We start from the raw sequence: 23598 nt of genomic DNA, 5'->3' as shown, positions 1-23598 counted from the left end.
ACGCACGGGCCTTCCGGCCGAGTGTGCGGGAAGTACGGGAAGTTCGGCTTTCGCCGGGGCGGTTGGCCGACCGCCCCGGCGCTGTACTCGACGTCGCGAGTCCAGACTTGCCCAGCGGACACCCCGCGAACCAGGCCGAACGTGACGATTCGCCCTCAAGCGTGATGACAAGTCGATAAACCCCTTTCAGCATCTTCCTCGGACGGGAAGCCGCGGGCCAGGGACGTTCGGGGGCCATCCGCCCAAGGGGCGCAAGAGGTGAAGCGTTCCGGCACTTTTCGGCCGGACGGGGCCCGGCCGGGCGTGGCGTCCCCGGACCCCCTTCCCTTGCTCGAACATTCGTACGAAAATGGAGCCATGGCCACCACCGACCGGCAGGCCACCGCGCTGGCCCTCGCCCACGCGCTGTCGGCCGCGGAGCACGGGCTGTCCGTCCTGCCCCTGTCCCGCGGCAAGCTCCCGGCGCTGCGCTCCCCCCACCGGACCGACCCGCCGGGCATCCCGCCCTGCCGCGGAGAGTGCGGCCGCTTCGGACACGGCGTGTACGACGCCACGACCGATCCGGCGCGCATCCGCGCGATGTTCGCCGCCGCCCCCTGGTCGACCGGCTACGGGATCGCCTGCGGCCTGCCCCCGTACCACCTCATCGGCGTCGACCTGGACACCAAGTCCGGTGCCGACGCGCCGGCGGCCCTGCGCGAACTGGCCCTGCGGCACCTGTTCACCATCCCGCCGACCGTGGTCGTCGTGACGCCGTCCGGCGGGCGCCACCTGTGGCTGACGGGGCCGCCTGACGTCGTCGTGCCCAACTCCGCCGGGCGGCTGGCCCCCGGCATCGACATCCGCGGCGCCGGCGGCTACCTGGTCGGCCCCGGCTCCCGGACCGACCACGGCGTCTACAGCACGGATCCGAAAAGCGCGCACCTGCCGCCGGCGCCCTGCCCCGAGGCACTGCTGCGCCTGCTGCTGCCGCCTCCGCGCCCGGCCGCCCCGGCGTCCGCGGCCGGGGGGCACGGGCAGGGCCTGATCCAGTTCGTCCTCGCCGCGCACCGCGGACAGCGCAACACCCGGCTGTTCTGGGCCGCTTGCCGGGCCTGCGAGAACGGTCTGGGAGGCCGGTTCACCGACGCCCTCGTGGAGGCCGCCTGCGCGACGGGGCTCAGTGAGCGCGAGGCGCGGGCGACGATCGCGTCGGCGGAGCGGATGACGGGCACCCGCGGAGGCTGAGCGGGCCGCACGAGCAGCAGCCGAACGCGCCTGCCGCCGGGCGCCGCCCGAGGTGGAGGGCGACCCGGGTCACCCGGCGCGGTCGAGCTGTGCGCGCACCCAGCCGGGATCGGGGTTCACCTGGGACCGGCCCGCGACCAGGACGGTCGGCACGGTCTCGTCCCCGCCGTTGGCCTCCCGCACCGCCGCCGCGCCCTCGGGGTCGCGCCAGATGTCGACCCAGTACGCCCGGCGGGCTCCGCGGCCCAGCCGGAGGCGCAGCCGCAGGCAGTACACGCAGCCCGGCCGCCAGTACACGACCGGCCTGCCGTCCACCGCGCTGCGCCGCCGCGCCTCCACAGCGCCGACGGACCTCGGGAACACCAGCGGCGAGTTCATCGCCGCCAGCGCCCCGAACACCAGGAACACCACGACGGCCGACCCGGCGTCCCCGCCGAGACCCATCACCACCGCGGCAGCGGCCCCGGAGCACACCAGCAGCAGGGGCCGGGCCCAGACACGCGTCATGGAACCGAGGGTAGCCCGCCGCAGCGACGACACGGCCCGCTCAGGAAGCCGTGCGGATGACGGGCCCCGGCTGACAGCGATATCTGACAGCGACGGGCACGAGCGACCGAAGCCGACCATGCTGAGCTGCCCCGTGTTTCGTAGAGTCCGATCTTGATTGGTTCAGGCGGACTGCGGGGTTTGCTCCTGGCTGTGCCAGGAGGCTTCCTCGTACTCGGCCGGCGGTACGTAGTCGAGTGCGGAGTGAAGGCGTTCTTCGTTGTACCAGGTGATCCACTGGAAGATCGCCCGTTCGACCTGGTCGACGTCCTTCCAGGGGCCCTGCATCTCGATCAGCTCGGCCTTGAAGGTCCCGTTCAGGGCCTCGGCCATCGCGTTGTCGTACGAGTCCGCGACGGAGCCGACGGAGGCGGAGGCGCCGATGTCGGCGAGCCGGTCGGTATACCGAATTGATACGTATTGCGACCCGCGATCGCTGTGGTGTATCAGTCCGGAGTCCTTCTTGATCCGACGCCGCCAGAGCGCCATCTCCAGGGCGTCCAGCGGGAGTTCGGTCCGCATGTGGTTCGCGACCTGCCAGCCGACGATCATCCGCGAGTACACGTCCAGGACGAACGCCACATACGCCCACCCCGACCAGGTCCGGACATACGTCATGTCCGCCACCCACAGCTGATCGGGCCGGGAGGCGGTGAAGTCGCGGTCTACCAGGTCCGGCGGACGCGGCGCCGACGGCTCCGGAACGGTCGTGCGGCGGCGCCGGCCACGGATGACGCCCTCCAGGCCCAGCTCGGCCATCAGCCTCTCGACGGTGCAGCGGGCCACCGCGTGGCCCTTGCGCCGAAGCGCGCGGGTGATCCGGCGGGCGCCATAGGTGCCGCCCGACTCCGCATGGACCTGCTCGATCAGCGGGATCAGCGTCTCGTCCCGGAGCCGGCGGGCCGACTTCGGCCGCTTCTTGCGGGCGAAGTACGTCGACGGCGACAGCTCCAGCACCCGGCAGACGGGATCGACCCCGAGACCTCTGTCACGCAGGTGGTCGATCACCTGCTCGGCCTCGTCCGGGGACGGTCGGTCTCCTGGGCAAAAAACACCGAGGCGGCTTTCAGGATCTCGTTCGCCCGCCTCAACTCCGCTACTTCTTTGCGGAGTTGCCTGAGCTCATCCTGCTCGGCGGTGGTGAGCCGGTCGTCCCGCTCGCCGCGGTCGGCCTCGGCCTGGCGGACCCAGCCTCGCAGGGCCTCCTTGTGGATGCCCAGATCCTTCGCCACGTGGGCGATCGGGCGGCCGGTGGTGCGGACCTCGCGGATCGCGCGCTCGCGCAGTTCGTCCGGACATTTACGGGGTGCCGCCACGGTGCTGGTGGTTCTCCTTCGCCAGGACCGTAACCCTGGCATCAGGGACTCCACAAATCGCAGTACAGCTCAGCCCCTCTCACCATCCGGCTCTCGTCTCGTCCCCGCGTCTGCGGCAGGAGTACGAGCTGTGGCAGACAGCCAGGTGGTGTCACCAGAGGGCCTCTGTGCAACCAGGCGCATCTCGTCAGATTGACGCGAAAGAGCCGAACGAGCCTCCCTCTCCCGATCAATCTGAGATCCTGGAGACCGATCGAGAGGGGCCGCAGGTATGGAGTGGAAGACCCACGGTGAGCGACAGATCTACACCAACAAGTGGGTGAATCTGTGTCTGGTCGACGTCCAACAGCCTGACGGACGCAGGTGGGAGTACCACGTCGTTCGGCTCCGCCACCTGGCCGTGGCCGCCGTGGTCAACGACCGGCAAGAGGTCCTGATGATGTGGCGGCACCGCTTCATCACGGACTCCTGGGCATGGGAGCTGCCCATGGGCCTGGTCGAGGAGGGCGAGACCCCGGAAGAGGCGGCGGCACGCGAAGTGCTGGAGGAAACGGGCTGGCGTCCTGGCCCCATCAAGCCCCTGATCTACGCCGAGCCGGCCAACGGCATCACGGACTCTCAGCATCACGTCTTTCGCGTGGACGGTGCGACCTACGCCGGGCCGCCCACGGAGAAGAACGAGTCCGACCGCATCGAGTGGATCCCGCTCTCTGAGGTGCGCGGCATGATCGACCGCCGGGAGATCGTGAGCAGCGGTTCGCTCGTGGGTCTGCTCTACCTGCTCATGGACGAAGCGATCCGCTGACCAGTGGCAGGGACTCCCGTAGTCGGGCCTCGAACGCCAGGGCTACGAGTTCCTGCCTGTGCGGGGACAACTGCTCGTAGAACTCCCTGAGGTGACCGGACACCCTCTCGGATGCCACTGCCGACGCGGGCTCCAGGGCCTCCGTAGCGGTGTGACATGCCTGGTCGAGCTTGCCTTGGTCCAGCTGCGTACGGGCCAGCCAGAACGTGTGAAACGCGCGGCCTCGCTGGTTGGTCCGGTCCTCCCGCCTCAGCGCGTCCGCGATCAGGGGTTCGGCGGTCGCCGCCTCACCCAGCCGACCGTGGGCAATGCCGGTATCGACGATGAGCTTCGGCTCGTCGAAGTAGGTCACCCAGGACGGGTCCGGGTCGCCCGAACTGATCCGCTCGAACTGGTGGTGTGCCTCCCCGATCGCCCGGTGAGTGGCGTCCCGGTTCCCCAGGGTGGCGTGGGCGAACGCCTCGCGCATGGACAGCATCGACAGGACGCGCGGCGTCGTGCCGTGGTCGGAGCGCGCTTGGTCCTGGGCGGCGGTCACCAGGGCGAGAGAGTCCGCGGGCTTGTCCTGGTACGTCGCCTGCAAGCTCATACAGGCGAGAACGTTGGCCATGAACTGCCGGTCATCGATCTCCTTGGCCAGTTGCAGGGCCTCGGTGAAGTACGCGCGGGCCTGGTTGTACTGGCGGGCGTCGAAGTAGGTCCATCCGGTGAGGCGTGCCAGCTCAGCCGCGATTCCGTACAGGCCGTTCTGGATGGAGGGCGGTCGGTTCTCCTTCAGGAGTCCGACGACGTACCGGAGCTGCCCGACGATGGCCGGCCTCAGTGCCTCGCCGCCGTGCTGGTCGTCCCGTCGCCAGTAGTCCTCGATGGAGGAGCGGAAGGCTTGCAGCGTCGCTGCGCTGAGGCTCGTTCGCGTGGCCAAGGCCAGGATGCTGTCCACGTCAGGGCCCGGCAGAGATACAGGGGCCTGCTGCTCGGGTTCTGGTACTTGCGGCGCCTCTCGCTCGGTGACGGCAAGAGCCTGCGGGGTCTCCCACGCACGGCGCGCGAGTCCAAGCATGTGCCCTGGGATGCGTAAGCCGTCCGCGATGCGCTCGATCACATCCATGTGCTGCAACTGGCGTCGACCAGCCATGACTTCGCCGACCCGGCTAGGCGTCAACTCACAACGCCTGGCAATCATGGACGGGTAGATGCCCGCCCTGGTCTTCACCAACCGGAAGACTCGGGCAAAGTCCCGCACCCGGCACGCCTGGATCATCTCGGGATCGGTCAGCAGCCTGGCGGGCAGTTCCTGCGGCCGGTCGGCGTCGGGCATTGGGCAGGCTCCCCACTGCGAGGGCTACGCAACGTCGCTGGATCTCTACTTCCGGCGATGTTACCCAAGTTGGGTAATCAGCCTGACCTTTTGGCGGCCCCCCACGGATCGCGATGCTCATCTGCATGGCGAGCAACCAGCAGACCAGACCGGGCATCGGTGAACTGGCGAAGGACAGCGCCAAAGGATGTATCGGCGTCGTCATGGGTGAGGTCGGCGGCCGCGTGCAGATACGGCCGATCGGTGGCGGCAGGGAGTGGGATGCCCTGCCGGAGAGCGTGGAGCCGCCGAGCGCACGGGAAGAGCTGAGCGCGCGCCTGGCTATTCAGGACGGCAACAGCCGGGTCGGGCCGTGATGCGCGCCATCGGCCGGTATGCGGGTGTCCTGTTCATCATCGTGATCAGCGGGTCGTGCGGCCTGGTGATCGGCATGGGTCTCGCTCTCGGCCAGTAGACGGGCCGCCCCGGACGGGTGTCAGTTCCCTGGCTCCCCCCGCCCCCGTCCGGGGCGGCCATCCAAGCCCGCCTCCTGGTCGCCCATGGTCGGACTCGGCGACCGGTGCGGGCGGTAAGTGCCCTGTACCGCCACAACAAGGAGCTTTCGCATGACGGCAACGGCCAACGCTCAGAGGAACGGTCGCTCGGTAGCCGGTGAGGAGCTGTTCAGGAGCCTCACGCGCTTCGTGGTCACCCACAACGGTCAGTCGCGCGAGCGCGCCGAGCGCATCGCCGACCAGGCGGTCGCCTTCGTGGCCACCGCAGCCACCGCCACCGTGCCCATGGTCCCGTCGGACGACGTGGATCTCGGCCTGCACGCGCTCATCCTGCACACGAAGGACTACGCCTCGCTGTGCGAGGAGTACGCGGGCCGCTTCCTGCACCACAACCCGAAGCCGGGCGGCGGCGCCCGCGACCCGGAGAAGGTCGCTGCCTCGGCACGGGCCATGAAGGCTGCCGGGTTCGTGGTCTTCGACGACCTGTGGACCGTGGACGGCACGAACCTCGCGCAGTGCGACGCCGACTGCGGCCGTCCGTACGGTCAGGCGTAACCCCCGCAACAGCGTTCGCGGCCGGCCTCGGCTCATGGGGTCGGCCGCGTGCGCCCGGAAGGAGAAGAGACGTTGTCCGGGTCGCCCCCTGAACTGCCGATCGTGGTGCTCGACACGCTCATGCCCACGAATCAGCGCCTGGTCGTGAACCGCCGGGGCTCGACGATGTGGGAGACAGAGGGCCCTCGCGGCCACTACGCCGTGAAGATCGGGTATCCGATCGAGGCAACGGCCGACTGGCCCGCCCAGCCGTGGACCGCGCTCGCCCCTGCACGAGAAGGAGCCGTGCTTCACCGCCTCGGCTTCGACGACTTCGCGTACGGCGAGTGGGAGCGCGGGACGTGGAACTTCCAGCCGTGGCATGAAGGGCCTGACCTGTATCAAGTATGGGAGCCCTGCCGCGCGTCTGCCTCATCCGTCCAACCGCACATCAGCGTTGCTCTGGGCTGCGTCGAAGCGCTGGCCGAACTCCACGCCAAAGGCTGGGCGCATGGTGATGTGCAGCCTGCCCACTTCATCGTCCGGCTCGAGCGAACTCATCTCATCGACCTCGCCCTCGCCCGAGGCGGGCATGTGCCCGAGTGGTACGACTTCCCCTTCCGCGGCTGCCTTGTCCACTACGAAGCACCTGAGATCTCGCGCAGCGTGCTCGACACGGGGCAGGCTGAACCCACACAAGCGAGCGACATCTACGCGCTCGGCGCCTCGCTGCTCATCTCCGCTACCGGCTGGCGGGCTGTCGAATACTCGGACGATGCTCCACGTCCCGTGCAGAGAGAGGCTGTGGCGAGCGGACGGCGGCGGCCTGTGAAGGCACCGGGCGAGCTGGGGGAGCTGATCGACGCAATGCTCAGCCACGCTCCCGAGGATCGGCCGACCATCTACGAGGTCGGTAAGGCATTGAGCTGCCTCTGACGCCTCGGTTGCCCCACTGCCCATTTGAAGGCAGGCCAACAGCAAAGACCGGACCACCCTCAGCCTGGACAGCATTCCGGGTGGTCCGGTCGTGGAAGCCCTGATCAGGACCCCGGTGCCGATGGTACCGGGGTGGTTGGCGTGCTCGGATGCGGGTGCTCCGTCAACCCCGTTAGTTCGTTTTCGAGTTAGGGGTTCTGAGCTGAGCCACCGAACGTCAGCCACGGCGGCGAGTGCGCCGACCGAACACCCGCCACGTGTATCTCCAGCAACCATCCGCCGGCCTCGGCCACGCTTCTTCCGTGCGTCACGGCCTCGGCCCTGTTCCGCCCTGGGCGTTGAAGGCGCGGCTGCCGCACGCATGGGCTGTGCATGCGGCATCGAGGCTGTTCCGGCTTCGGCAGTGGTTGGTCGGGGCGCGGCCGTGCTTGGTCGGGGTCGGCCTGGTCCTGGTGGTCGGGCTGGTGGGTTGCTTCCTGGTCTGGTCGTCCGCCTTGGCGGTGTTGCGCGCTGAGCGGGTGGGGGCCGCCGGAGCGGGGCGGCAGACAGGAGCGGCGGCGGCCCGTGGCCGCCAGCGCGCGCGGGCCGCCGTAGGCGGGCCGCCTTGATCCAGTAAAGAAACTCTGAACAGCTCCGCCGCGCTGGGCATGTGGCCAGTCACCCGGGCATGCGCAGCCATGCCTCCCTGACCGCGCCAACGGTTCGATGCCGGTATGGACTCTGTTGCCACATTTATACTCATTCGTTCCGCAGGTCGCCGTTCTTTATCCACAGGTCGGGGATTGCAGGATTCGGCTGCGGCCTGGTCGGGGCATACCGAGCCATTACGTGACTTTCCCGTGACCGTGGTCGGGCCCTCGTGGCCGGCTTCCTGGTCTGGGGCGAGTGCTGAGCTGATTTCTGCCCGGCGACTGTCACACGGACCGACTCTCCGTCACCTGTAGCAGTCGAGGGAGGGACCTCGGTCGGACTTCTACAGCGAACGGATGAGTGCAGTGGATCACAGCAATGGAGTGTCACACCGCCACGGATTCCGACACCTCTATAGGCGGTCCGCGATGATCGCGCGGCGCAAGATAGCCGCAAACTGCCGGTTAGCCAAACCGGCGATCCTCCGGACCATTGACATTCCTGGCCGACGACCGGACGGACGAGTGTGGTGAGTTCGCCGAAGATGCCCGCCCAGCGGGACGCGAAAGAAGGAGTCACCCCGCCCGGCGGGAGCACAGCACCTCCCACCCCGAAGGTGTCCGGTCTCGCCGGTAGACCTACCTCAACAGCCGCAATGACGGCTTGCCCAGCAACACGGGCAAGCCCTGTCGCGACCACTGGTGACCGCCGGGCAAGCCTTCGGGCACGCCCCCTTCTTAAAGCACCCGATCGGGAAGATCGCGCTTCGATACGCTGACGTTTCTGGGTTTTGCAGCCTCACCCCGCCTCGACGGGGCGGGGCTGTTGCGTTTCTCAGTGCGACTCCGACTTGCCTCATAGGCCCGTTGTCACGTCTCTGTCACTTGAGACGGTGCAACCCCGGTCCACGCCTGGTCCACACGCAGTGATCCACAACGCGACAGAGCGGGGTCAAGGTGAGACAAGCCCCACCCAGAAGGGGTGTCTCTCTTGAGAGACACCCCTTCTGAACTGCATGCTTACGACCTCGGCGGAGGCGGTGGGATTTGAACCCACGGTGACATCGCTGCCACGACGGTTTTCAAGACCTTTCGGGGGTCGGGTGCCTTTCCGGCTCCCCCGCAGGTCAGACGGGTGCCGAGGCCCTGCCGGAGCCGCCGACGTCACGGGCGTGCCCCCTGCGTGCCCCAGCATCTCGACGCTGCTGATAGGGGCTGGGGCGTGGTACGACGTCCCCGCGAGCGACTCCACCCGCGCCGAGCTGAAAGGAAGCCCCCGTGTCCCATCCGGCGATCGAGAGACTGTCCAGCCTTCTCCCTGCACCCGAAGGCGGGGGTGATGCGGTGGACTGGGACCGGATCGCCGAGGCGCAGAAGCTGCGCCTCCCGGACGACTACCGGGAGTTCGTCACGCTCTATGGGGGCGGTGAGGTCGACGAGTACCTCTCGGTGAGTACTCCGCCCGTAGCTGGCTCCCCCTACGGCGATCTACTCGACCGGCTGAGCCCTCGCGTGCCGACACACCTGACCGATGAACTCGCTGCAATGTTGGAAAGCGGGACGTCACCGCACCTGCTGCCGTTCGCCGACACGGCGAGTGGTGACGTGGCGTTCTGGCTTCGATCGGGAGACCCCGGCACGTGGACGGTGGCGGTGTTCAGACGACAGTCGCTGTACGGAGGGAGTTCCTGGTCTCTGTTCGACGGCGGCATGGCCGACTTCCTTGTCGCCGTTCTGGAAGGGACCTGCCAGCCGTTCAGCCAACAGATACCGACGGCAGAGCCACATGTATTCGACAGCTGGCGCTGAACTACACCCCTGAGGCAGAAGTACGCCGTGGGCCATCAGTTCGCGATCGAGGTACGGATGCGTTGAATGGCGCGCAAGACCTCGTTTCGGTTCTTGGCACTCTTGATCCACGACGGCAGTCTGGAGGTGAGCGTCATCTTCCGACCCGTCGTGTACCAAGGATCTCTTTCGCGCAGGGGCGCCTGAACGAATCGCCGGATCAGATCCAAATGCTCCAAGTCGTAAGCCCACAGCCAGCCGTGGCGCGTCTCGGCCTGCAACCACAGGGGCAGACCGAAGTACGGGTCTACGGCCTCCCCTGTGCCCCGGAAGAGTCGGAGACCCTCGGCTGCATTACGCGTCAGGCCACAGCCCCGGCAGACGAGGCGGCGTTGCGCGAACATCGAGGGGCGTGCGTCCCCGGTCACCGACGCGGCCGGGGCCACGTGGGCGATGCCGGCGCACTTCGGGCAGCGCACGAGCACGTGATCAACGAAGTCGTACTTCGTGTGCCCGGAGTCCCGGAAGCGCTGTGGCGTGAGCATGAAGGAAGTATGCGCGTCCTGGCCGTTGTGGTGGCGGCCGGAACGCACACGCTGAAAGCCTCCGACCGGTCTCGCTGGTCGGAGGCTTTCCCTCACTGCGGAGGCGGCGGGATTCGAACCCACGCTCAGGCGTCTACGAGCACCTCGGCGGAGCCGTCGTCATCGTTGTCGGGCCCGTTGAGCCAGGAGTCCGCCGCCACCGCCACCTGGTCGTCGCGACCGGCGACCGGCCGGGCGTAGTGCCGGGTGGTGACGCTCGCGTTCGAGTGGCCCAGCCGATGCGCGGCGGTCATCACCCCGTACCGGTCGGCGACCCAAGTACCGTGCGAGGCACGGAGATCGTGCGGGGTGACGTCGGTGAGCCCGGCGGCGGACACGGCAGGGTCGAAGTACGCCTTGCGCCACTGGTTGTAGCGGAGGGGCTTCCCCGCGGGGGTGGTGAACAGGAGCGCGTCATCCCCGCCGGACAGGGTCTCCAGGTGCCGGCCGAGCCGCTTCGCGAGGGACGGGCCGATCCGAAGGAGCCGCTTCTGATGCGTCTTCGGGGTGTCGAAGACCAAGGTCCCGTTCGCTTCGGCCAGGTTCTCGTCGACCAGGACGAGCCCGCCGGACACGTCGATGTCCACCCGGCGGAGGGCGAACGCCTCACCGACCCGCAGCCCCGCGTACGCGAGCAGCGCGATCAGCAGGTCATGCGGCTTGGCCGCGCTCCGCACGATCCGTGAGGCTTCGAGCGGCGTGAGGATGTGCGGTTCGGTCTGCGGCATCCGAGGCAGCTTCACGCCCCGGCACGGCGTCTGCGGGATCATGTCGTTGTCGACAGCCGCCCGCATGACCTGCGACAGCACCCGGTACGCCTGCCTGATCCGGGACGCGCTGAGCCCCCTGGACTTCATCCCGCCGACCCACTCGGCGACGGTGATCGGCCGAAGGCTCGACAGCTCACGATCACCGAGCGCCGGAACGATAAGCGAGTTGATCAGAGACCGGTACGAGGCCTGCGTCTTGTGCTTGAGCTGGGGCGAGACGGCGGCGAGCCACCGCGCCGACCAGCCCCGCACCGTCGTCTGCCCCTCAGCCGGGTCGAGCCACCTCCCATCCTCGATCTCGATCCGCTTCTTCATGAGCCAGCGGTCCGCGTCCGTCGACGTGGCGAAGGTCCGGTCAGCGGCGCGCAGCACGCCGTCAGGCCCCGGGTACCGGGCCTGGAACCGCCCAGAGGGCAGCTTGCGGACCCGGCCGAAGTTCCGGCGGGACTTACGCTTACCGGGCATCAGGCAGCCCTCCGCAGTCCGCCGCCGACGGCACGGCGCAGCACGACCGGTGCCACCGTGTTGGCGTCGACGTATGCCTGAACCGCGCTCTCGGGGATGCGGACATGCCGGCCGACCTTCACGAAGGTGATCCGACGTTCCTCGATGAGCCGACGAGGGAAACGGACACCCGTGCCGAGCCGTTCGGCCACCTGATCCAGGGTGAGGAGTCGCTCCACGGTCACCACTCCCTCTCGTCGACGGGCAGCGCGGCCAGGGCCTCACGGGCGGTCTCGCGGTTGAGCCGGATGCCACGGGCGATGGTGGCGGCGAGGGCGGATTCGCCGGGGGTGTGGCCGTGCCCCGCGTACTGCCAGTCCGCCAGGACGAGGACGCTGTCCGGCGCCCGGTCGGACAGGTCGAGGAGAACGGCGGAATCCTGGGCAGCGCGGTAGTCGGCACGGGCCTGTCGGAGAGCTCCGAGAGTGACGGAGTAGCCGCGGGACTTCGAGGAGAAGTGGCCGCGGAAGCCGAGCATGTGGGCCCACGCCCAGAGGCGCCGGTCCGGGTACACCCGGTCCAGGTCCCGGCACGCGGTGATGAGCCGCCGGGTGTGGTCGGGCACCTGGTGGCGGTCGAGTTCGGCGAGTTCCCCGATACGGCGGTCAAGCGTGCCGGTGTTCTCGGCCGCCTTGGTGGAGTACTTGGCGACGTACGAGGCGACGGCCTGTTCGGTGATGTCGGACCCGTCCCCGAACGCCTTCACCGGCCGGACGTCGAGCTGCGTCCCCCAGCGGAAGGACCGCGCGGGTTGGTCACCGGCAGCCGGGATCGAGGCCGACGTGTACGAGTGCGCCGCAGCCGCGTGAATCGCATCGGTGAGCAGACCGACCGTGGCCCAGCCAGGCGGCGGTGACCCGGCCCCGTCCGGCCCGTCGAGCCGGATCACGGCATGGAAGTGCAGGGCCCCGCGCTTCTGGAACTCCGCGACCTTGCCGTACGAGACGCGCAACCGGTCGGCGAGTTCCCGGCGGGAGAGGCCGGCGCGGGCGGCGATCTCACGGCGCAGCCGGGTCGTGAAGCGCTGCCAGAGCTGACCGGCATGGTTGTTGAACAGCACGGCGCCCGCGTAGTCGTACGCCGCCGGGTCCAGGGCCGTGCCCAGTTCGGGGGCGTCCGGGGCGTGGCGGGTGCCGCAGCGGCAACCCCCACGATCGGGCCGGTTGTGAACCGAGCCGAAGGACGGAGCCGTAAGCGTGGCGAACACGCGCGGGTGATCCCGAACGGTCACAGGAACATCCCGCCGGTCGTCACCGGCCAGGCCCGCGCGGATGAGCTGATACGTATCGCCCGCGTAGGTGAAGGCGCAGGACGGGCAGCGCGAGGCCCGGCGGTTGCCGCAGGCGAGGCGGAGCCGTCCCCCGGGCTCAGCGGCGGTGGAGTAGTGGTGCAGGGTCTCGCCGGTGGTCCGGTCCTTGTGGAGGGTCCAGCCCGTCAGATGGACGGGGTCCGAGCAGCCGCCGGTACGGCGGACCTGGTCCTCCCAACGGTCGTAGTCCGAGGCCGAGGCCACCCGCAGCAAGTCGCGGAGGGTGAGGGGGTCGAGCGGGGTTTCCGTAGCGGGAGTGGCGCGATGCGCCATGCTGGGTACTTCCTTCCGGTTGCGAGATCGGAGAGGGACGGCTCCCGGGCGGCGGATGCTTGGCGGTATCGAGGCCGCCCGGGGGCCGGTCAGCGGCGTTTGGCGTCGGCGTTGACGAGCGAGCGGATCACCAGGGCGCAGACGGCGACCGAGGCGCCCGTGATGGCGACCGCGAGGAGCAGGGAGACCAGGACGGCGCCGACGACCAGGACGACCGCTGTGCCACCGCCGACGAGGGCGAGGGCCGTACCGGGCGTGAGCTGGATCGTGGGCCGGTTCGGGGCCGGGACGAGCGTGACGGCCGGGTCACCCGGCGACGGAACCGGGGCCGAGCCCGAGACCCAGGCGCCGGGCGCGATCGTGGTCGTGGTCGGCTCGACATCGACGGGTCGCATGCCCAGGCCGGAAGGCTGAGGCATGGTCGGAAGCTTGGGCCGGAACATGAACATGAACAGTCCTCCTTCGCCGCTCACTTGACGGCGGTGTCGATGACGGGGGCCATGAGGCTGTCGGCGAGGAGGTAACCGCCGAGGAGAAGCACGGCGATCAGCCACCACGGCGGGCGGACGAGCTTGACGCCGAGAACCCCGACGCAGAGCAGGGCGAACCAGAGCGGAACGTCCATGGCGATGACCTCCTAGCGGACCTTGCAGCGGTGGGTACGGGCGGCGAGCTGGGCGGCGGAACGGCTGGAGTAGTCGGCGGACCAACCGCAGCCGTCGGAGCCGCACACGGCCGCGTGCTTGGTACGACCGCCACGGTCGCGGTGGGTGCCGATCTGCACCGGCCCGATGCGCATCACGGAGTGGAAGAAGTCGCGGGCGGGCATGTCAGTCGGTCTCCTCTCGGTTCGTGGTCGGGTCGGGGAAGGAGGCGCGGATACCGGCGGCGGTGGCCGGGTCAGCGGTGAGGCGGGCGGCTTCCTCGGCGAGCAGGTGGGCGAGGAACGGCCGGCCCGCGGCGGCCATCTCGCGGGCACCGGCGAGGTGGTCGGCGGCGGTCAGGTCGGTGGGGTCGATCGGCACAGCAGCGGTTTCCTTCCGATCAGGCAGGTCAGGTGAGTCGATCGGCGATGGCGGCAGCCAACTGCGGCGGGACGCCGAGGCGGACGCGAAGGGCGTCGGCGCCGATCCGTGCGCCGGTACGGGCGTGGTGCTCGTCGGCGATCTTCCGCGCGTGGTCGACCAGCGCGGCCGGCACGGCTACGGCGGGAGGCGTCTCGGCTGTCGCCACGGCGGGGACCGGTACCGGCAGCGGAGCCGCGGCGGGTTCGGGAGCCGGGTCCGGCTCGGCCGGGGAGACCGGTACGGACTCCCCGTCAGCAGCGGGCCCCAAGGGCACATCCACAGGGGCCGGCGGCACCGGGGCCACCGAAGGCTGCTCGGCAGGTGAATGGGCCAGCAGCGTGCCGCCCATGAAGGCCAGCGCGGGCCAGGCGGCGACGAGGATGCGCAGCCAGTCGGGTACGTCGTCGAGGTCGAGGAGCCCGGCGGTGGCGACGTTGGCACCGAGGGACGCGACCAGGGCGACGACGAACCAGCACCAAGCCAGCCGGGACGGCCCACCGGTACGCAGCCGTCGCCAGGCGGCGACCAGGAGCAGGTCGACACTGACCGGGTAGGCCCAGGCCTTCCAGCCGTCCTGCCCGGCGGCGGACGCGAGGTCGTGCAGGTGGGCGAAGGACAGCGCCCCGGCGATGACAGCCTGAACAAGCACGGCGTCGACGCGGAGAGCGGGGCGAACCATCACGGACTCCTTCCTGTGATCCCTTTGATCCCTGTGATCAGGCATGGCGGGGGTAGGGACATGGCGCGAGGGACGGTCGCGTCGACCGAGGGAGGGGGTTGGTTCAGGTGGCCGCGGGCGCTGTCTTGGACAGCGGCAAACGCGCCGAGGGCAACGGGGCCACCAAGGGCCGGAAGGCGGCCAGGACCGGCAGTTCGGGAGTCCGATCCGCGTACTTGTTGCAGATGTTCACGGCCTGGCGCAGGGAGGTGTGCGGGGCCCGGATGCGGCACCAACCGCCCGTGGAGTCACCGGCGATGGCCAGCCCGCGCGTCTCGGCCGGAATCTGGATCGCGGCCAGGACGGCATCCGGAGCGATGTCACCGAAGGCCATGTTCGCGCTGGTCTCGTCGTTGACGCGGTGGGCGGTACGGCCCGTGAGCTGGGCGCGAAGCATGGTGATGCCCTTGCCGAGTTCGGACCCGAAGCGCTGCCCGCAGATCTCCAGGTAGATGCCGGCGGCCCGGCCGAGCTGGGCGAGGCGGACGAGGGCGGTGATGATCCGGTCCCGCCGCTTCTCCTCCTCCTTGTTCGCGAAGAGAGCCAGCTCAGCAACCTCATCCACCAGGACGACGACCGGCACCGGCCGCAGAGGCTCGGGCAGATCCCAGATATCGGCGGCGATCTCAGCGTCCGGCACCCCCACGCTGATCCGCTGCTCGGCCCGGATGAGCTGATATACGTCCCCCATGTAGGACACCAGCGCTTCCAACACCTCAAGCGCCGTGTCCTGATTGTCGGCAAGCGCGGAGAAGCGGCTAGCCAGCGGGAACAGCTCAACACCCTGCTTGCAGTCGATGCCGACCAGGGCGACGCGCTGAGCCGCGAGCCCGGCGACGAGGTTGCGCTGATAGACGGACTTGCCGGACTCCGTGGCGCCGAGGGTGAGCGCGTGCGGTACGGCCCGATAGTCGCGGTAGTGGACGGCCCCGTCCTCCCGCAGCGCGACCGGAACGCGCATCGGCCGGCTATCCGCACGCACCGGCATCTGCACGCGCTTGAGAACGTCGTAGCCGGTCATCCGGATCTCGACCACACCCGAGCGCAGCTCCCGCGACGTGACGCCGTACATCCCGAAGGAGTGGCGCAGCCGGTCAGTGGCGGCGGCGACGTCGAAGGCGTCCTGCCCGGGGCGGAGCTTGACCCGGAGAACCAGCCCCGTACGGCTCGGTCGCAGCCGCAGGATGCGCGGCGCGCGGGGTTCCGGCACCGGACGGTTGGCCATCCGAGCCAGGGCGAGCCGCCAGCGCGAGGGCGGGACGGTCAGGCCGCAGGCGTCCATGACGGAGGCGTAGCGGACGAGGACCCGCAGGACGGCGAAGGTGACCCCGAAGGTCAGCCAGTACCAGGCGGGACGCCGCCACCGCAGAAGGCCCGCGGCGACGACGACCACAACCAGCAGCAGTAAGACCGTCGGCCAGTTCATGGCTCAGGCCGCCTGAGCCGCGGGGCCCGCAACGGCCAGCGAGGTGACGGCGACCGCGCGGAAGGCGATGCCGTGCCGCCTCTGGCCGTTGAACTCGTTCTCCCACGGCCGGGCGATCAGCCCGGTCAGCGCGACCGGCGTACCCATGGCCAGCTCACCGGAGATGCCGGTCTCCGGCACGGTGACGGACAGGATCTCGACCTCTTCGTTCGCCGCGAACATCACGTCCACGGTCATGAGCTTGGCTCCGGTCTCGGCGTCGACGGCGATCTCACCGGTACGGCGGTCCCGGACCTTGAGCTGCGGGGTCTTGGCGACCATCACGGTCGCGGCGGAGGTGTCGACAGGGATCTGACGCATGGAGAGATTACTCCTCTACAGGGGTTGCACTTCGTCACTCATGTACATGAGTGACATGAAGAAGAGTGCACCACTCCTATACATGAGTCAACCCGCCGCGGCTCAGAAGTCGCGACGGGCTGTGAGGAGTTGAGCGAGCGTCAGTCGTCGGCAGGAATCCGGTACTCGAAAACGAACTGGTCAGCGGCCATGAGCGTGTCGCAGACCTCCACCACGAGCCCCGCCGTCGTACGAGCCTCCCGGACGAGATGAACCACCGGCGCACCAGGACTCAGCGCCAGCTCCGACGCCTCCCCCTTGCTGGCAGGCCGCGCTTGCAGTGTCTCGACGAACTCGGCGAACTCATGCCCGTGGTCTTCGAGTCGGGCGTAGATGCCACCGCCGCCGGGGTTCTCGGCGAACAGCTCCGGAATCTCCTTCACGACGTCCCACGGGAGGTACGAGGTCGCGGTCTCGACCGGGGTGCCGTTACGGAAGTAGAGGCGCCGCCGCGCGAGCACCTGCGCACCGACCGGGACGCCCAGCCGCCCGGCGACATCCTCCGGGGCCTCCACGGGCCCGACGTAGAGGACGCTCACCTTGGCCGTGGCACCGGACTGGGCCGACTCGGCGAGGTAGGCCGCCTTGCCGCCCTGCCGCAGGGAGCGCCGGAACCGATCGGAGGAACGATGCCGCACCGGAGGCCGATCCTTCACGATCGAGCCCTTCCCGTGCCGGGTCTCGACCAGCCCGCTCGCCCGCACCTCAACCATGGCTTTCCGAATGGTCCCGCCGGACACGCCGTAGCGCTCCACCAGCTCCGACTCACTCGGCACCATGTCGCCGGCCTTGAGCACACCGGCCCTGATCTGCCGCACGATCTCGTCGGCGATCTGCACGTACCGAGGCCCGGACCGGTCCCCTCCCACCGCAGTTCCCATAGTCCTTCTCCGCCTCCTATGCTCCTGTACATGAGTCAATCACAGGAAGCGACCCCGACACCGCTGCACTCCGTATCCGTCGCGGGGGTCGTGGTGCGCGAGGACGGCCGCCTCCTGGCGATCCGCCGAGCCGACAACGGCACCTGGGAGCTCCCCGGCGGCGTACTCGAACTCCAGGAGACCCCGGAAGCCGGCGTAGCCCGCGAGGTCCTGGAGGAGACCGGCATCCACGTCGAGGTGGACCAACTCACGGGCGTCTACAAGAACACCACCCGAGGCATCGTCGCCCTGGTCTTCCGCTGCAAGCCGTCCGGTGGCACGGAACGCACGTCAACCGAGTCGACCGCGGTCTCCTGGCTCACGCCGGCCGAGGTCAGCGAGCGCATGACCGAGGTCTTCGCGGTCCGTCTCCTAGACGCCCTGAACGACAACGGCCCCCACGTACGCAGCCACGACGGCAAGCGACTCATCCCAGCGGGATAAGACTTTCCCTACTCCATCAAGTGCGGCTCGCTCCGCTCCCCGCGCACGGCCCGGCCCCCGTCCGGGCCTGCGCTCCTGTCTCCGCCCCGCTCCAGCCCGGCCGGCGCCCGCGCCGCGCTCGCAGCAGCCTAGATCCATCCCACCAACCTCTGCACAGCGTCAACCGCGCTTGGCAGCCACGCATCCGCAACAGGTAAGGGGATGACGCATGGGCCAGAATTTGGCGCTTATCAAGAAATTGAAGCGACAGGTAACTTGACGTAGCAAGCGTAACGGAGTGCATCTTTTGACACCCGGCGACCAGGGAAGCAGAATAGAAACAAGATCACATCTCAGCGCCGGTCAGCCCAATCCGACAGGAAGAGGGCCACTGCCGCTCACTGATGCCATTCCCCCGTGGCAGGCACACCCGATCTCGTCACGCAGTTTCCCGCTTTCCTATCTGGAGCTGATCCAGATGCCTCTCAGTGATTTCGCAAATCACGTTCAAGATCTCGCAATTCGAGCAGACGTCCGACTCTTTGAAGTGCGAGACGGCGGAGCTAAGGCAAAGTTTACGTTTGGCGACGTAACGCAAACCCTATACATCATCCCTTTCTCGGGGCTATGGGAATTCTCGTGCGCGACAGCGTTTTATTACGCCAATACCGAGGATTTCCCTCAGTCGCTCCTCGCCTACGCGCTCATGAAGAACGCCCGAGCCAAAATGGGATTCTGGTGCCTCGAAGAAGTGGGAAGTAAATACGCGCTTTCGTACATGCACAACGTGGATGCAGGAGAACTCTCTCCTGCGAGGTTCAAAGACTACTGCTGGTCAGTCCCAAGACAAGTCAATGAGCTGGAGCTGCAATTCCGGGCTGCAATTCACTGAAGCGTGAAGGAAACGGGGAATCAGGCGATTCACCGGACGCCTCTCAGATAGAGGGAACCCCCGCCACAACGATGAATGACAAGGCGCCCAACACAGTGCCTAGACTGTAGACGGCGCCACGGTCGGAATGCGGTTCGCTCTGCATCGAAAAGAACGCAAGGGCAGAGAATGCGGCGGAGGTGGCAAGCTCAGCCAGCGGCGCCTCAGCGGAAACCGTCAACAGAGCCATTGCAGCGACAGACACAATAACGGAAACTACAAAGAATACCCAGTTCGGCGTTCCGGGGGCAAATATTCTTCGTTGGCCTACCGATGAGTGTGGCACTTGGCCCGCCACGGAGCTAGGCCGATTCACCACTTTTGCCAAAAATGCCAAGACGACGAGAGGTAGCGCTACAGCCGCGAAGCTGCGAATTCCATCTCCGAAACCATGAGTAAATCCCCTGATCACAAAGAACACCATGAGAGCGAGCAGAGCGGCAGGCGCCAAGAATGAAGCCGTGGGAAAGATGACTCCCTCTACCAGTACAGTGCCCCAATCCTTTGTTTTGTGATTATTATCCATCGCAACTCCCCAAAGATGGTTACCGCAAAACAGAGTTAAGAGACTCGATGTTCACGCTAGCGTGAACATCGGCAGCCGACGATTTCAGTTAGCCCGGAGTAGTGGTTCGCCCGCCCTGTCAACTGATCATTCAGACAGCTACCGAAGTACCTTCACGGCCCTGCCGACGCCGCTTGCTGTTGTCGACAGCATGGCAGTGTGGCTGAGGCCGGTGGGGGTACAGGGAGGCATACACGTGCGTGGTCGTTCGACGCACCCGCCCTCGTGGCTGACTGTCGTCGGCTGAGGTTCGTGCCACAGCCGTGCCAGATTCAGGGGCCAGCCACGGTCAACGGGGTTGTGTCGCGGTCGAGTTCTCGGCAGCCTGCCCAGTACTACAGCCTCAGATCATGTGACTGGTGATCGGTGCTGATCGTTGTCCGGTCATGCTGATGGATGTGAGTACGGAACACGTCGGGAACTGGGCCGAGGGACTGGCTGTCCTGACTGGCGGGTTGGGGCATCTGTTCGCCCGGCCGGAGCCGCGGGAGGTGTTCGCCGATCTCGTCGAGGGGCTGTTGTCGGACCTGGGCCGAAAGAACGGCTGGACGATGGCGGGGAGGGCCGGGCATGCCACCCCGCACCGGATTCAGAAGTTCCTTGGTGAGGCGTCCTGGAGCGCGGACGCGCTGCTGAGCGAGGTGCAGGCGTATGTGGCGCGGGAGTTGGGGGATCCGGACGCGACGCTGGTCCTGGACGACACCCAGGTGATCAAGAAGGGGGACAAGTCTGTCGGGGTCGCCCACCAGCACTGCGGGACGACCGGTGACGTCCGCAACTGCCAGGTCATGGTGATGCTCACCTACGCCGCCGCGAGCGGCCACACCTTCTGCGACCGGCGCCTGTACCTGCCGCAGTCCTGGACGAAGGACCGTGAGCGGTGCCGGGCGGCCGGGGTGCCCGACGAGGTCGTCTTCACCACCAAGCCGCACCTGGGCATCGCCATGCTCCAGGGCGCGGCGGCCGGCGGCCTGCCGTTCTCCTGGGTGGCCGCAGACGCGGACTACGGCAAGGACCCCGCCCTCAGGTCCTGGCTGCACGAGCAGAAGATCCGCTACGTGCTCGCAGTGCCGGTCTCCCTGCCGGTTCAGGGCCCGCCGGGCAAGCTGCGCCTGCCGAAGGTCGCGGCGGCCGGTGATCTGCTGCACTACGCCACGGTGCGTGAGCAGTGGGAGCGCCGCAGCCAGGGCGAGGGCTCCAAGGGCCGGCGCGCCTACGACTGGGCCTGGTTCGAGGTCACTCTGCCCGGACAGATGCCGGCCGACGGCTTCGCCCACCAGCTGCTGATCCGCCGCAGTACCGAGAAGAAGCAACTGGCCGGCGGCTTCGTGGACTTCGAGTACGCGTACTTCCTCGTTCATGCCCCCGCCGGCGACCCGGTCACCGAGGCGATCGTGAGGGCCGGGGTCCGCTGGAAGATCGAGGAGAACAACGAGCTTGCCAAACAGATCACCGGCCTCGGCCAGTACCAGGTCCGCCGCTGGACCTCCTGGCACCGGCACGTGACCTGCGCGATGCTCGCCCTGGCCTTCCTGACCGTCCAGCGCGCCCGCCACCCCGACCCGGAACCAGAGCCTGCGGCTGGGCCCACTGGTCCAGACCCGGCAGTCGGGGGAAAAGCGCAGGCAACAGCGGGAAGGAACACCTTCCCCTGATCCGGCTGACCGTCCCGGCCCTCGCCTGTCTCCTCGCCGCCACCGCCCTGACCGCCCACCACAGCGACGCCTACCACCTCCAGCAGCATCACTGGCGAGCCCTGCACCAGACCCGGGCCACCGTCAGCCACTACAAACGGCGCGGCGACCCCCTGCCCGCCCGCCTCCGTCCCTGGCGACAACCCGAACAGAATCGATCACAAACTCAAGATCTGAGGCTGTAGTACCAGGCACCGAAGCTCCAGGTCAGCGGCCCCACTTCCCTGCCTCTCTCCTAACAGCGGGTGTCGCAGGTTCGAATCCTGGCGGGGCACGAGGTGAAGGGTCCCGGACCGATCATGGTCTGGGGCCTCTGACATCTACTTTCGACATCAACGGTGGTGGTAGGTCGCGACAGGGCGCCTATTCCTGAGGATCTCCATGACGACTCGGGATGCGGCTCCGGCGGCCGTGAGGGGGTGGCCGTGCCGCGGCGGGCGTCGTGCAGCCAGATGACGCGGAGGCCAGCGGATTGGGCGGCGCGGCTGGTCGTCGCGGCCGGAGGAAGGTGCGACGCAGTCACCTTCGTGACACTCGGCTCCGTTTCGTACGGCCACGACGACCGAGTGGTCGATGCAATGCAGGCCCCAGAGAACCGAAACTTCTGACACATTCAGCCACGGTCACGGGCGGTCCGACCGGTTCGGGACCTCACCGCTCTTCAGTCGGTAGCCTGTCCAGCAACGCGCGTCGTCTGCGCTGCGGCCATTCAGGCGCCGCGTCACGTGATGCGGGCATCCTCACCGTAGACGCGCTGGGCGATCGGGCGCAGCACCCAATCGTCAGCAGCGTGGCTGAGGTCGGTGGGGGTACAGCGAGGCATACGCGTGCGTGGTCGGCCGGCGCACCCACCGTCGTGGCTGACTGTCGTCGGCTGAGGCACAGGCGGAGAGAAGGTCCTCCCGCCGTCGATGCGTGGCGTATACGCCCCAGGCGGGACAGCTTGACGGGGAGGGGAGGCCCCGGTGGCATTGGGCTCCCCTCCCCACTTTCAAGGGACGGTCGACATCGGCGGGTGCCGTTCGTGGCGCCTTCAGGCGCCGTCAGGTTCATTCGCCGCCAGGAGGCAGCCGCGGCTGGTCGCGACGCGGAGAACATCCCTCAGAGCCCCGGTCAGTTCCTTCGCCAGCAGTCGTACCTTTTCCGGGCCCGTGTCCCGGTTGTCGAGGGTCGCGGAGGCCTCTTCCAGCAGTTCGGCCGCCGTCCCGAGCTGCACGGATTCGATGTTGTCTGCCAGGCGGGACATGTAGCCGTCCCGGTCGTCGGTGCTGAGGTAGCAGGGCTTGCCGTCTGGCCCGGACCAGGGGAGGAGGCGCAGGCCGCTTTCGGGGGTCATCGTTGAGTCGGCCTCTCGTCGGTCACGTGGTGGGTGGTGAAAACCGCGTCGGCGCGGTCGCCGGGGAACACCAGGAGTGCGGCCTCAACGACACGCGTGGCGTTGTCCGTTGCGGTGCGCGTCACGGTGAGGACGGCCGTTCCCGGATGGATCTGAAGGGCCGATGCTTCGTCCGCCGTCGGGAGACGGGCGCTCACCGTCTCCCGGATCTCTGTCGGCAGTGGCGCCAGCACGGCGAATCTCGTGAGGGTGCGGCCAGCGAGGTCGCTGTCCTGGATCATGTCGGGGAGTGCCAGGGCACTGGGCACGTAGATGCGGGCCAGGCTGTGCGGTGCGTCCCGATCATGGCTGACGCAGGTGAGTTCGGTGAGCAGGGTGTCCGGTGGCACGTTCAGCATGGCCAGCAGGTCGCCGTGAGCGCGAACCGCAGTGGTGCGCACCGTGATGCGGAGTGCCGTTTCGGCTGCTTTCCACGGGTCGAGGGTGCCCCAGCCGCCGACGTACGTGAGTTTGCGGAGCGGGCGGCGGACGAAGTTGCCCTTGCCGTGGATCTTCTCTACGAGGCCTTCGCGTTGGAGTAGCGCGAGTGCGTTGCGGAGCGTTGCTGTGCTCACCCGGTATTGAGACGCCAAGTCGGTTTCCGATGGAAGGCGTTCGCCGGGGCCGAAGTCGCTGGCTGTGATCCGGTTGCGTAGGTCGTCGGCGATGCCGCGGTGGCGGGAGGTCGCAGACACGGTCACCGCCTTCTCTGGAACCGTACGGCCATCAGGCGAGTCCGGCTGTTGATCGTGAGCAGTTCTCCCGAGTCGAAGAGGAGTTGCTTGTTGCCGTGGGGGAGTTGAAAGAGGTTGGCCACCCGGCAGGCCCGACCGCCCATGTGGATGACGTCGCCGCGCCGCACTGTCGCCGCCGTGATCTCGACGTTGTCCGCCAGCACTCCGGCAGGTGCTTGTTCTCTCACCGTCCCGCCTCCCAGGGCTCAGGCCCGCTGAACGCCGTGTGACAGGCGCAGTCGCACGCTTCGTAGACCACCGGGATGTCCACCGGCCCGGAGGCGGGAGAAGACTCCGCGCAAGCCTTGTGCGT

28 protein-coding genes are annotated in these 23598 nt (G+C 68.1%); 9 read left to right on the top strand and 19 right to left on the bottom strand.

All coding sequences use genetic code 11. The features are described 5' to 3' along the window. Positions 1-357: 357 nt before the first annotated feature. Positions 358-1227, top strand: coding sequence for a bifunctional DNA primase/polymerase (locus AC5K6T_RS23675; protein WP_493211969.1), 870 nt, complete (start codon positions 358-360; stop codon positions 1225-1227). Positions 1228-1296: 69 nt separating this feature from the next. On the opposite strand, the gene AC5K6T_RS23670 is transcribed toward AC5K6T_RS23675, so the two are convergent. Together AC5K6T_RS23670 and AC5K6T_RS23665 are read right to left on the bottom strand one after the other, a co-directional pair. Continuing rightward, positions 1297-1734, bottom strand: coding sequence for a glutaredoxin domain-containing protein (locus AC5K6T_RS23670; RefSeq protein ID WP_493211968.1), 438 nt, complete (start codon positions 1732-1734; stop codon positions 1297-1299). Between the two features lie 162 nt (positions 1735-1896). Beyond that, a protein-coding gene (locus tag AC5K6T_RS23665) for an IS3 family transposase (protein ID WP_493212202.1) occupies positions 1897-3131 on the bottom strand; the annotation gives its coding sequence in 2 pieces (ribosomal slippage) (positions 1897-2825 and positions 2825-3131; 1236 coding nt in all). A 229-nt stretch (positions 3132-3360) separates the two neighbouring features. Here AC5K6T_RS23665 and AC5K6T_RS23660 point away from each other — a divergent pair. Continuing rightward, positions 3361-3894 (top strand): NUDIX hydrolase, encoded by a 534-nt coding sequence (locus AC5K6T_RS23660; protein ID WP_493211966.1) that lies wholly within the window; start codon positions 3361-3363, stop codon positions 3892-3894. Here AC5K6T_RS23660 and AC5K6T_RS23655 read toward each other — a convergent pair. Next, positions 3872-5212, bottom strand: a complete 1341-nt coding sequence (locus tag AC5K6T_RS23655) for a helix-turn-helix domain-containing protein (RefSeq protein WP_493211965.1) — start codon at positions 5210-5212, stop codon at positions 3872-3874. The genes AC5K6T_RS23660 and AC5K6T_RS23655 overlap by 23 nt on opposite strands. A 113-nt stretch (positions 5213-5325) precedes the next feature. Between AC5K6T_RS23655 and AC5K6T_RS23650 the strand changes: the two genes are divergently transcribed. From AC5K6T_RS23650 to AC5K6T_RS23635, 4 genes are all read left to right on the top strand, one after another. Further along, positions 5326-5568, top strand: a complete 243-nt coding sequence (locus AC5K6T_RS23650) for a hypothetical protein (protein WP_493211963.1) — start codon at positions 5326-5328, stop codon at positions 5566-5568. Between the two features lie 249 nt (positions 5569-5817). Beyond that, entirely contained in the window at positions 5818-6261 is a 444-nt protein-coding gene (locus AC5K6T_RS23645; RefSeq protein WP_493211961.1) for a UCP032817 domain-containing protein, read from the top strand. A gap of 72 nt (positions 6262-6333) precedes the next feature. Then, complete coding sequence (locus AC5K6T_RS23640; protein ID WP_493211960.1) at positions 6334-7176, top strand: protein kinase family protein; 843 nt, start codon at positions 6334-6336, stop codon at positions 7174-7176. Positions 7177-9083: 1907 nt separating this feature from the next. Then, positions 9084-9614 (top strand): SMI1/KNR4 family protein, encoded by a 531-nt coding sequence (locus AC5K6T_RS23635; RefSeq protein ID WP_493211959.1) that lies wholly within the window; start codon positions 9084-9086, stop codon positions 9612-9614. 35 nt (positions 9615-9649) lie between these two features. On the opposite strand, the gene AC5K6T_RS23630 is transcribed toward AC5K6T_RS23635, so the two are convergent. From AC5K6T_RS23630 to AC5K6T_RS23575, 12 genes are all read right to left on the bottom strand, one after another. Continuing rightward, positions 9650-10138 carry a hypothetical protein gene (locus AC5K6T_RS23630; RefSeq protein ID WP_493211958.1) on the bottom strand — a complete coding sequence of 163 codons (489 nt, stop codon included), beginning with the start codon at positions 10136-10138 and terminating at the stop codon, positions 9650-9652. A gap of 125 nt (positions 10139-10263) precedes the next feature. Further along, complete coding sequence (locus tag AC5K6T_RS23625; RefSeq protein WP_493211957.1) at positions 10264-11412, bottom strand: tyrosine-type recombinase/integrase; 1149 nt, start codon at positions 11410-11412, stop codon at positions 10264-10266. Then, positions 11412-11639: an excisionase family DNA-binding protein gene (locus tag AC5K6T_RS23620; protein WP_493211956.1), complete on the bottom strand. Its 228-nt coding sequence runs from the start codon at positions 11637-11639 to the stop codon at positions 11412-11414. The genes AC5K6T_RS23625 and AC5K6T_RS23620 overlap by 1 nt, the downstream gene beginning before the upstream one ends. Beyond that, positions 11633-13033, bottom strand: coding sequence for a replication initiator protein RepSA (repSA, locus tag AC5K6T_RS23615; RefSeq protein ID WP_493211954.1), 1401 nt, complete (start codon positions 13031-13033; stop codon positions 11633-11635). Before repSA ends, AC5K6T_RS23620 begins: the two co-directional genes overlap by 7 nt. Before the next feature lie 89 nt (positions 13034-13122). Beyond that, the gene (locus tag AC5K6T_RS23610; RefSeq protein ID WP_493212200.1) at positions 13123-13476 is read right to left on the bottom strand and encodes a SpdD-like protein; all 354 of its coding nucleotides are present in this window, start codon (positions 13474-13476) and stop codon (positions 13123-13125) included. 26 nt (positions 13477-13502) lie between these two features. After that, positions 13503-13658, bottom strand: a complete 156-nt coding sequence (locus tag AC5K6T_RS23605) for a hypothetical protein (protein WP_493211953.1) — start codon at positions 13656-13658, stop codon at positions 13503-13505. A gap of 12 nt (positions 13659-13670) precedes the next feature. Then, positions 13671-13862, bottom strand: coding sequence for a mobile element transfer protein (locus AC5K6T_RS23600; RefSeq protein ID WP_493211952.1), 192 nt, complete (start codon positions 13860-13862; stop codon positions 13671-13673). 1 nt (position 13863) lies between these two features. Further along, the gene (locus AC5K6T_RS23595) at positions 13864-14058 is read right to left on the bottom strand and encodes a hypothetical protein (RefSeq protein ID WP_493211951.1); all 195 of its coding nucleotides are present in this window, start codon (positions 14056-14058) and stop codon (positions 13864-13866) included. Between the two features lie 28 nt (positions 14059-14086). Then, positions 14087-14779 carry a DUF2637 domain-containing protein gene (locus tag AC5K6T_RS23590; RefSeq protein WP_493211949.1) on the bottom strand — a complete coding sequence of 231 codons (693 nt, stop codon included), beginning with the start codon at positions 14777-14779 and terminating at the stop codon, positions 14087-14089. Between the two features lie 103 nt (positions 14780-14882). Next, complete coding sequence (locus tag AC5K6T_RS23585) at positions 14883-16244, bottom strand: FtsK/SpoIIIE domain-containing protein (protein WP_493211948.1); 1362 nt, start codon at positions 16242-16244, stop codon at positions 14883-14885. Between the two features lie 3 nt (positions 16245-16247). Next, the gene (locus AC5K6T_RS23580) at positions 16248-16604 is read right to left on the bottom strand and encodes an SCO3933 family regulatory protein (protein ID WP_493211947.1); all 357 of its coding nucleotides are present in this window, start codon (positions 16602-16604) and stop codon (positions 16248-16250) included. 140 nt (positions 16605-16744) lie between these two features. After that, positions 16745-17524 carry a GntR family transcriptional regulator gene (locus AC5K6T_RS23575; RefSeq protein WP_493211945.1) on the bottom strand — a complete coding sequence of 260 codons (780 nt, stop codon included), beginning with the start codon at positions 17522-17524 and terminating at the stop codon, positions 16745-16747. Positions 17525-17542: 18 nt separating this feature from the next. Between AC5K6T_RS23575 and AC5K6T_RS23570 the strand changes: the two genes are divergently transcribed. Together AC5K6T_RS23570 and AC5K6T_RS23565 are read left to right on the top strand one after the other, a co-directional pair. Continuing rightward, the gene (locus AC5K6T_RS23570) at positions 17543-18007 is read left to right on the top strand and encodes an NUDIX hydrolase (RefSeq protein WP_493211944.1); all 465 of its coding nucleotides are present in this window, start codon (positions 17543-17545) and stop codon (positions 18005-18007) included. Positions 18008-18284: 277 nt separating this feature from the next. After that, on the top strand, positions 18285-18878 hold the full coding sequence (locus AC5K6T_RS23565) for a hypothetical protein (protein WP_493211943.1): 594 nt from the start codon (positions 18285-18287) through the stop codon (positions 18876-18878). Positions 18879-18921: 43 nt separating this feature from the next. Here the strand turns inward: AC5K6T_RS23565 and AC5K6T_RS23560 are convergent, their stop codons facing one another. Then, on the bottom strand, positions 18922-19443 hold the full coding sequence (locus AC5K6T_RS23560; protein ID WP_493211942.1) for a hypothetical protein: 522 nt from the start codon (positions 19441-19443) through the stop codon (positions 18922-18924). A 425-nt stretch (positions 19444-19868) separates the two neighbouring features. On the opposite strand from AC5K6T_RS23560, the gene AC5K6T_RS23555 reads away from it, so the two are divergent. Then, positions 19869-21137 carry an IS701 family transposase gene (locus AC5K6T_RS23555; protein WP_493210994.1) on the top strand — a complete coding sequence of 423 codons (1269 nt, stop codon included), beginning with the start codon at positions 19869-19871 and terminating at the stop codon, positions 21135-21137. A gap of 1072 nt (positions 21138-22209) precedes the next feature. Here the strand turns inward: AC5K6T_RS23555 and AC5K6T_RS23550 are convergent. The 3 genes from AC5K6T_RS23550 to AC5K6T_RS23540 are packed head-to-tail and all read right to left on the bottom strand — an operon-like array spanning position 22210 to position 23473. Then, entirely contained in the window at positions 22210-22512 is a 303-nt protein-coding gene (locus AC5K6T_RS23550) for a hypothetical protein (protein ID WP_493211940.1), read from the bottom strand. Next, positions 22509-23252, bottom strand: coding sequence for a GntR family transcriptional regulator (locus tag AC5K6T_RS23545; RefSeq protein WP_493211939.1), 744 nt, complete (start codon positions 23250-23252; stop codon positions 22509-22511). Before AC5K6T_RS23545 ends, AC5K6T_RS23550 begins: the two co-directional genes overlap by 4 nt. Next, positions 23249-23473, bottom strand: coding sequence for a hypothetical protein (locus tag AC5K6T_RS23540; RefSeq protein ID WP_493211938.1), 225 nt, complete (start codon positions 23471-23473; stop codon positions 23249-23251). The genes AC5K6T_RS23545 and AC5K6T_RS23540 overlap by 4 nt, the downstream gene beginning before the upstream one ends. Positions 23474-23598 lie beyond the last annotated feature (125 nt).

This window comes from Streptomyces sp. B8-7 (genome assembly GCF_058833805.1).
The sequence above is the reverse complement of the archived record's forward strand: the minus strand, read 5'-3'. Positions and strand labels throughout refer to the sequence as shown.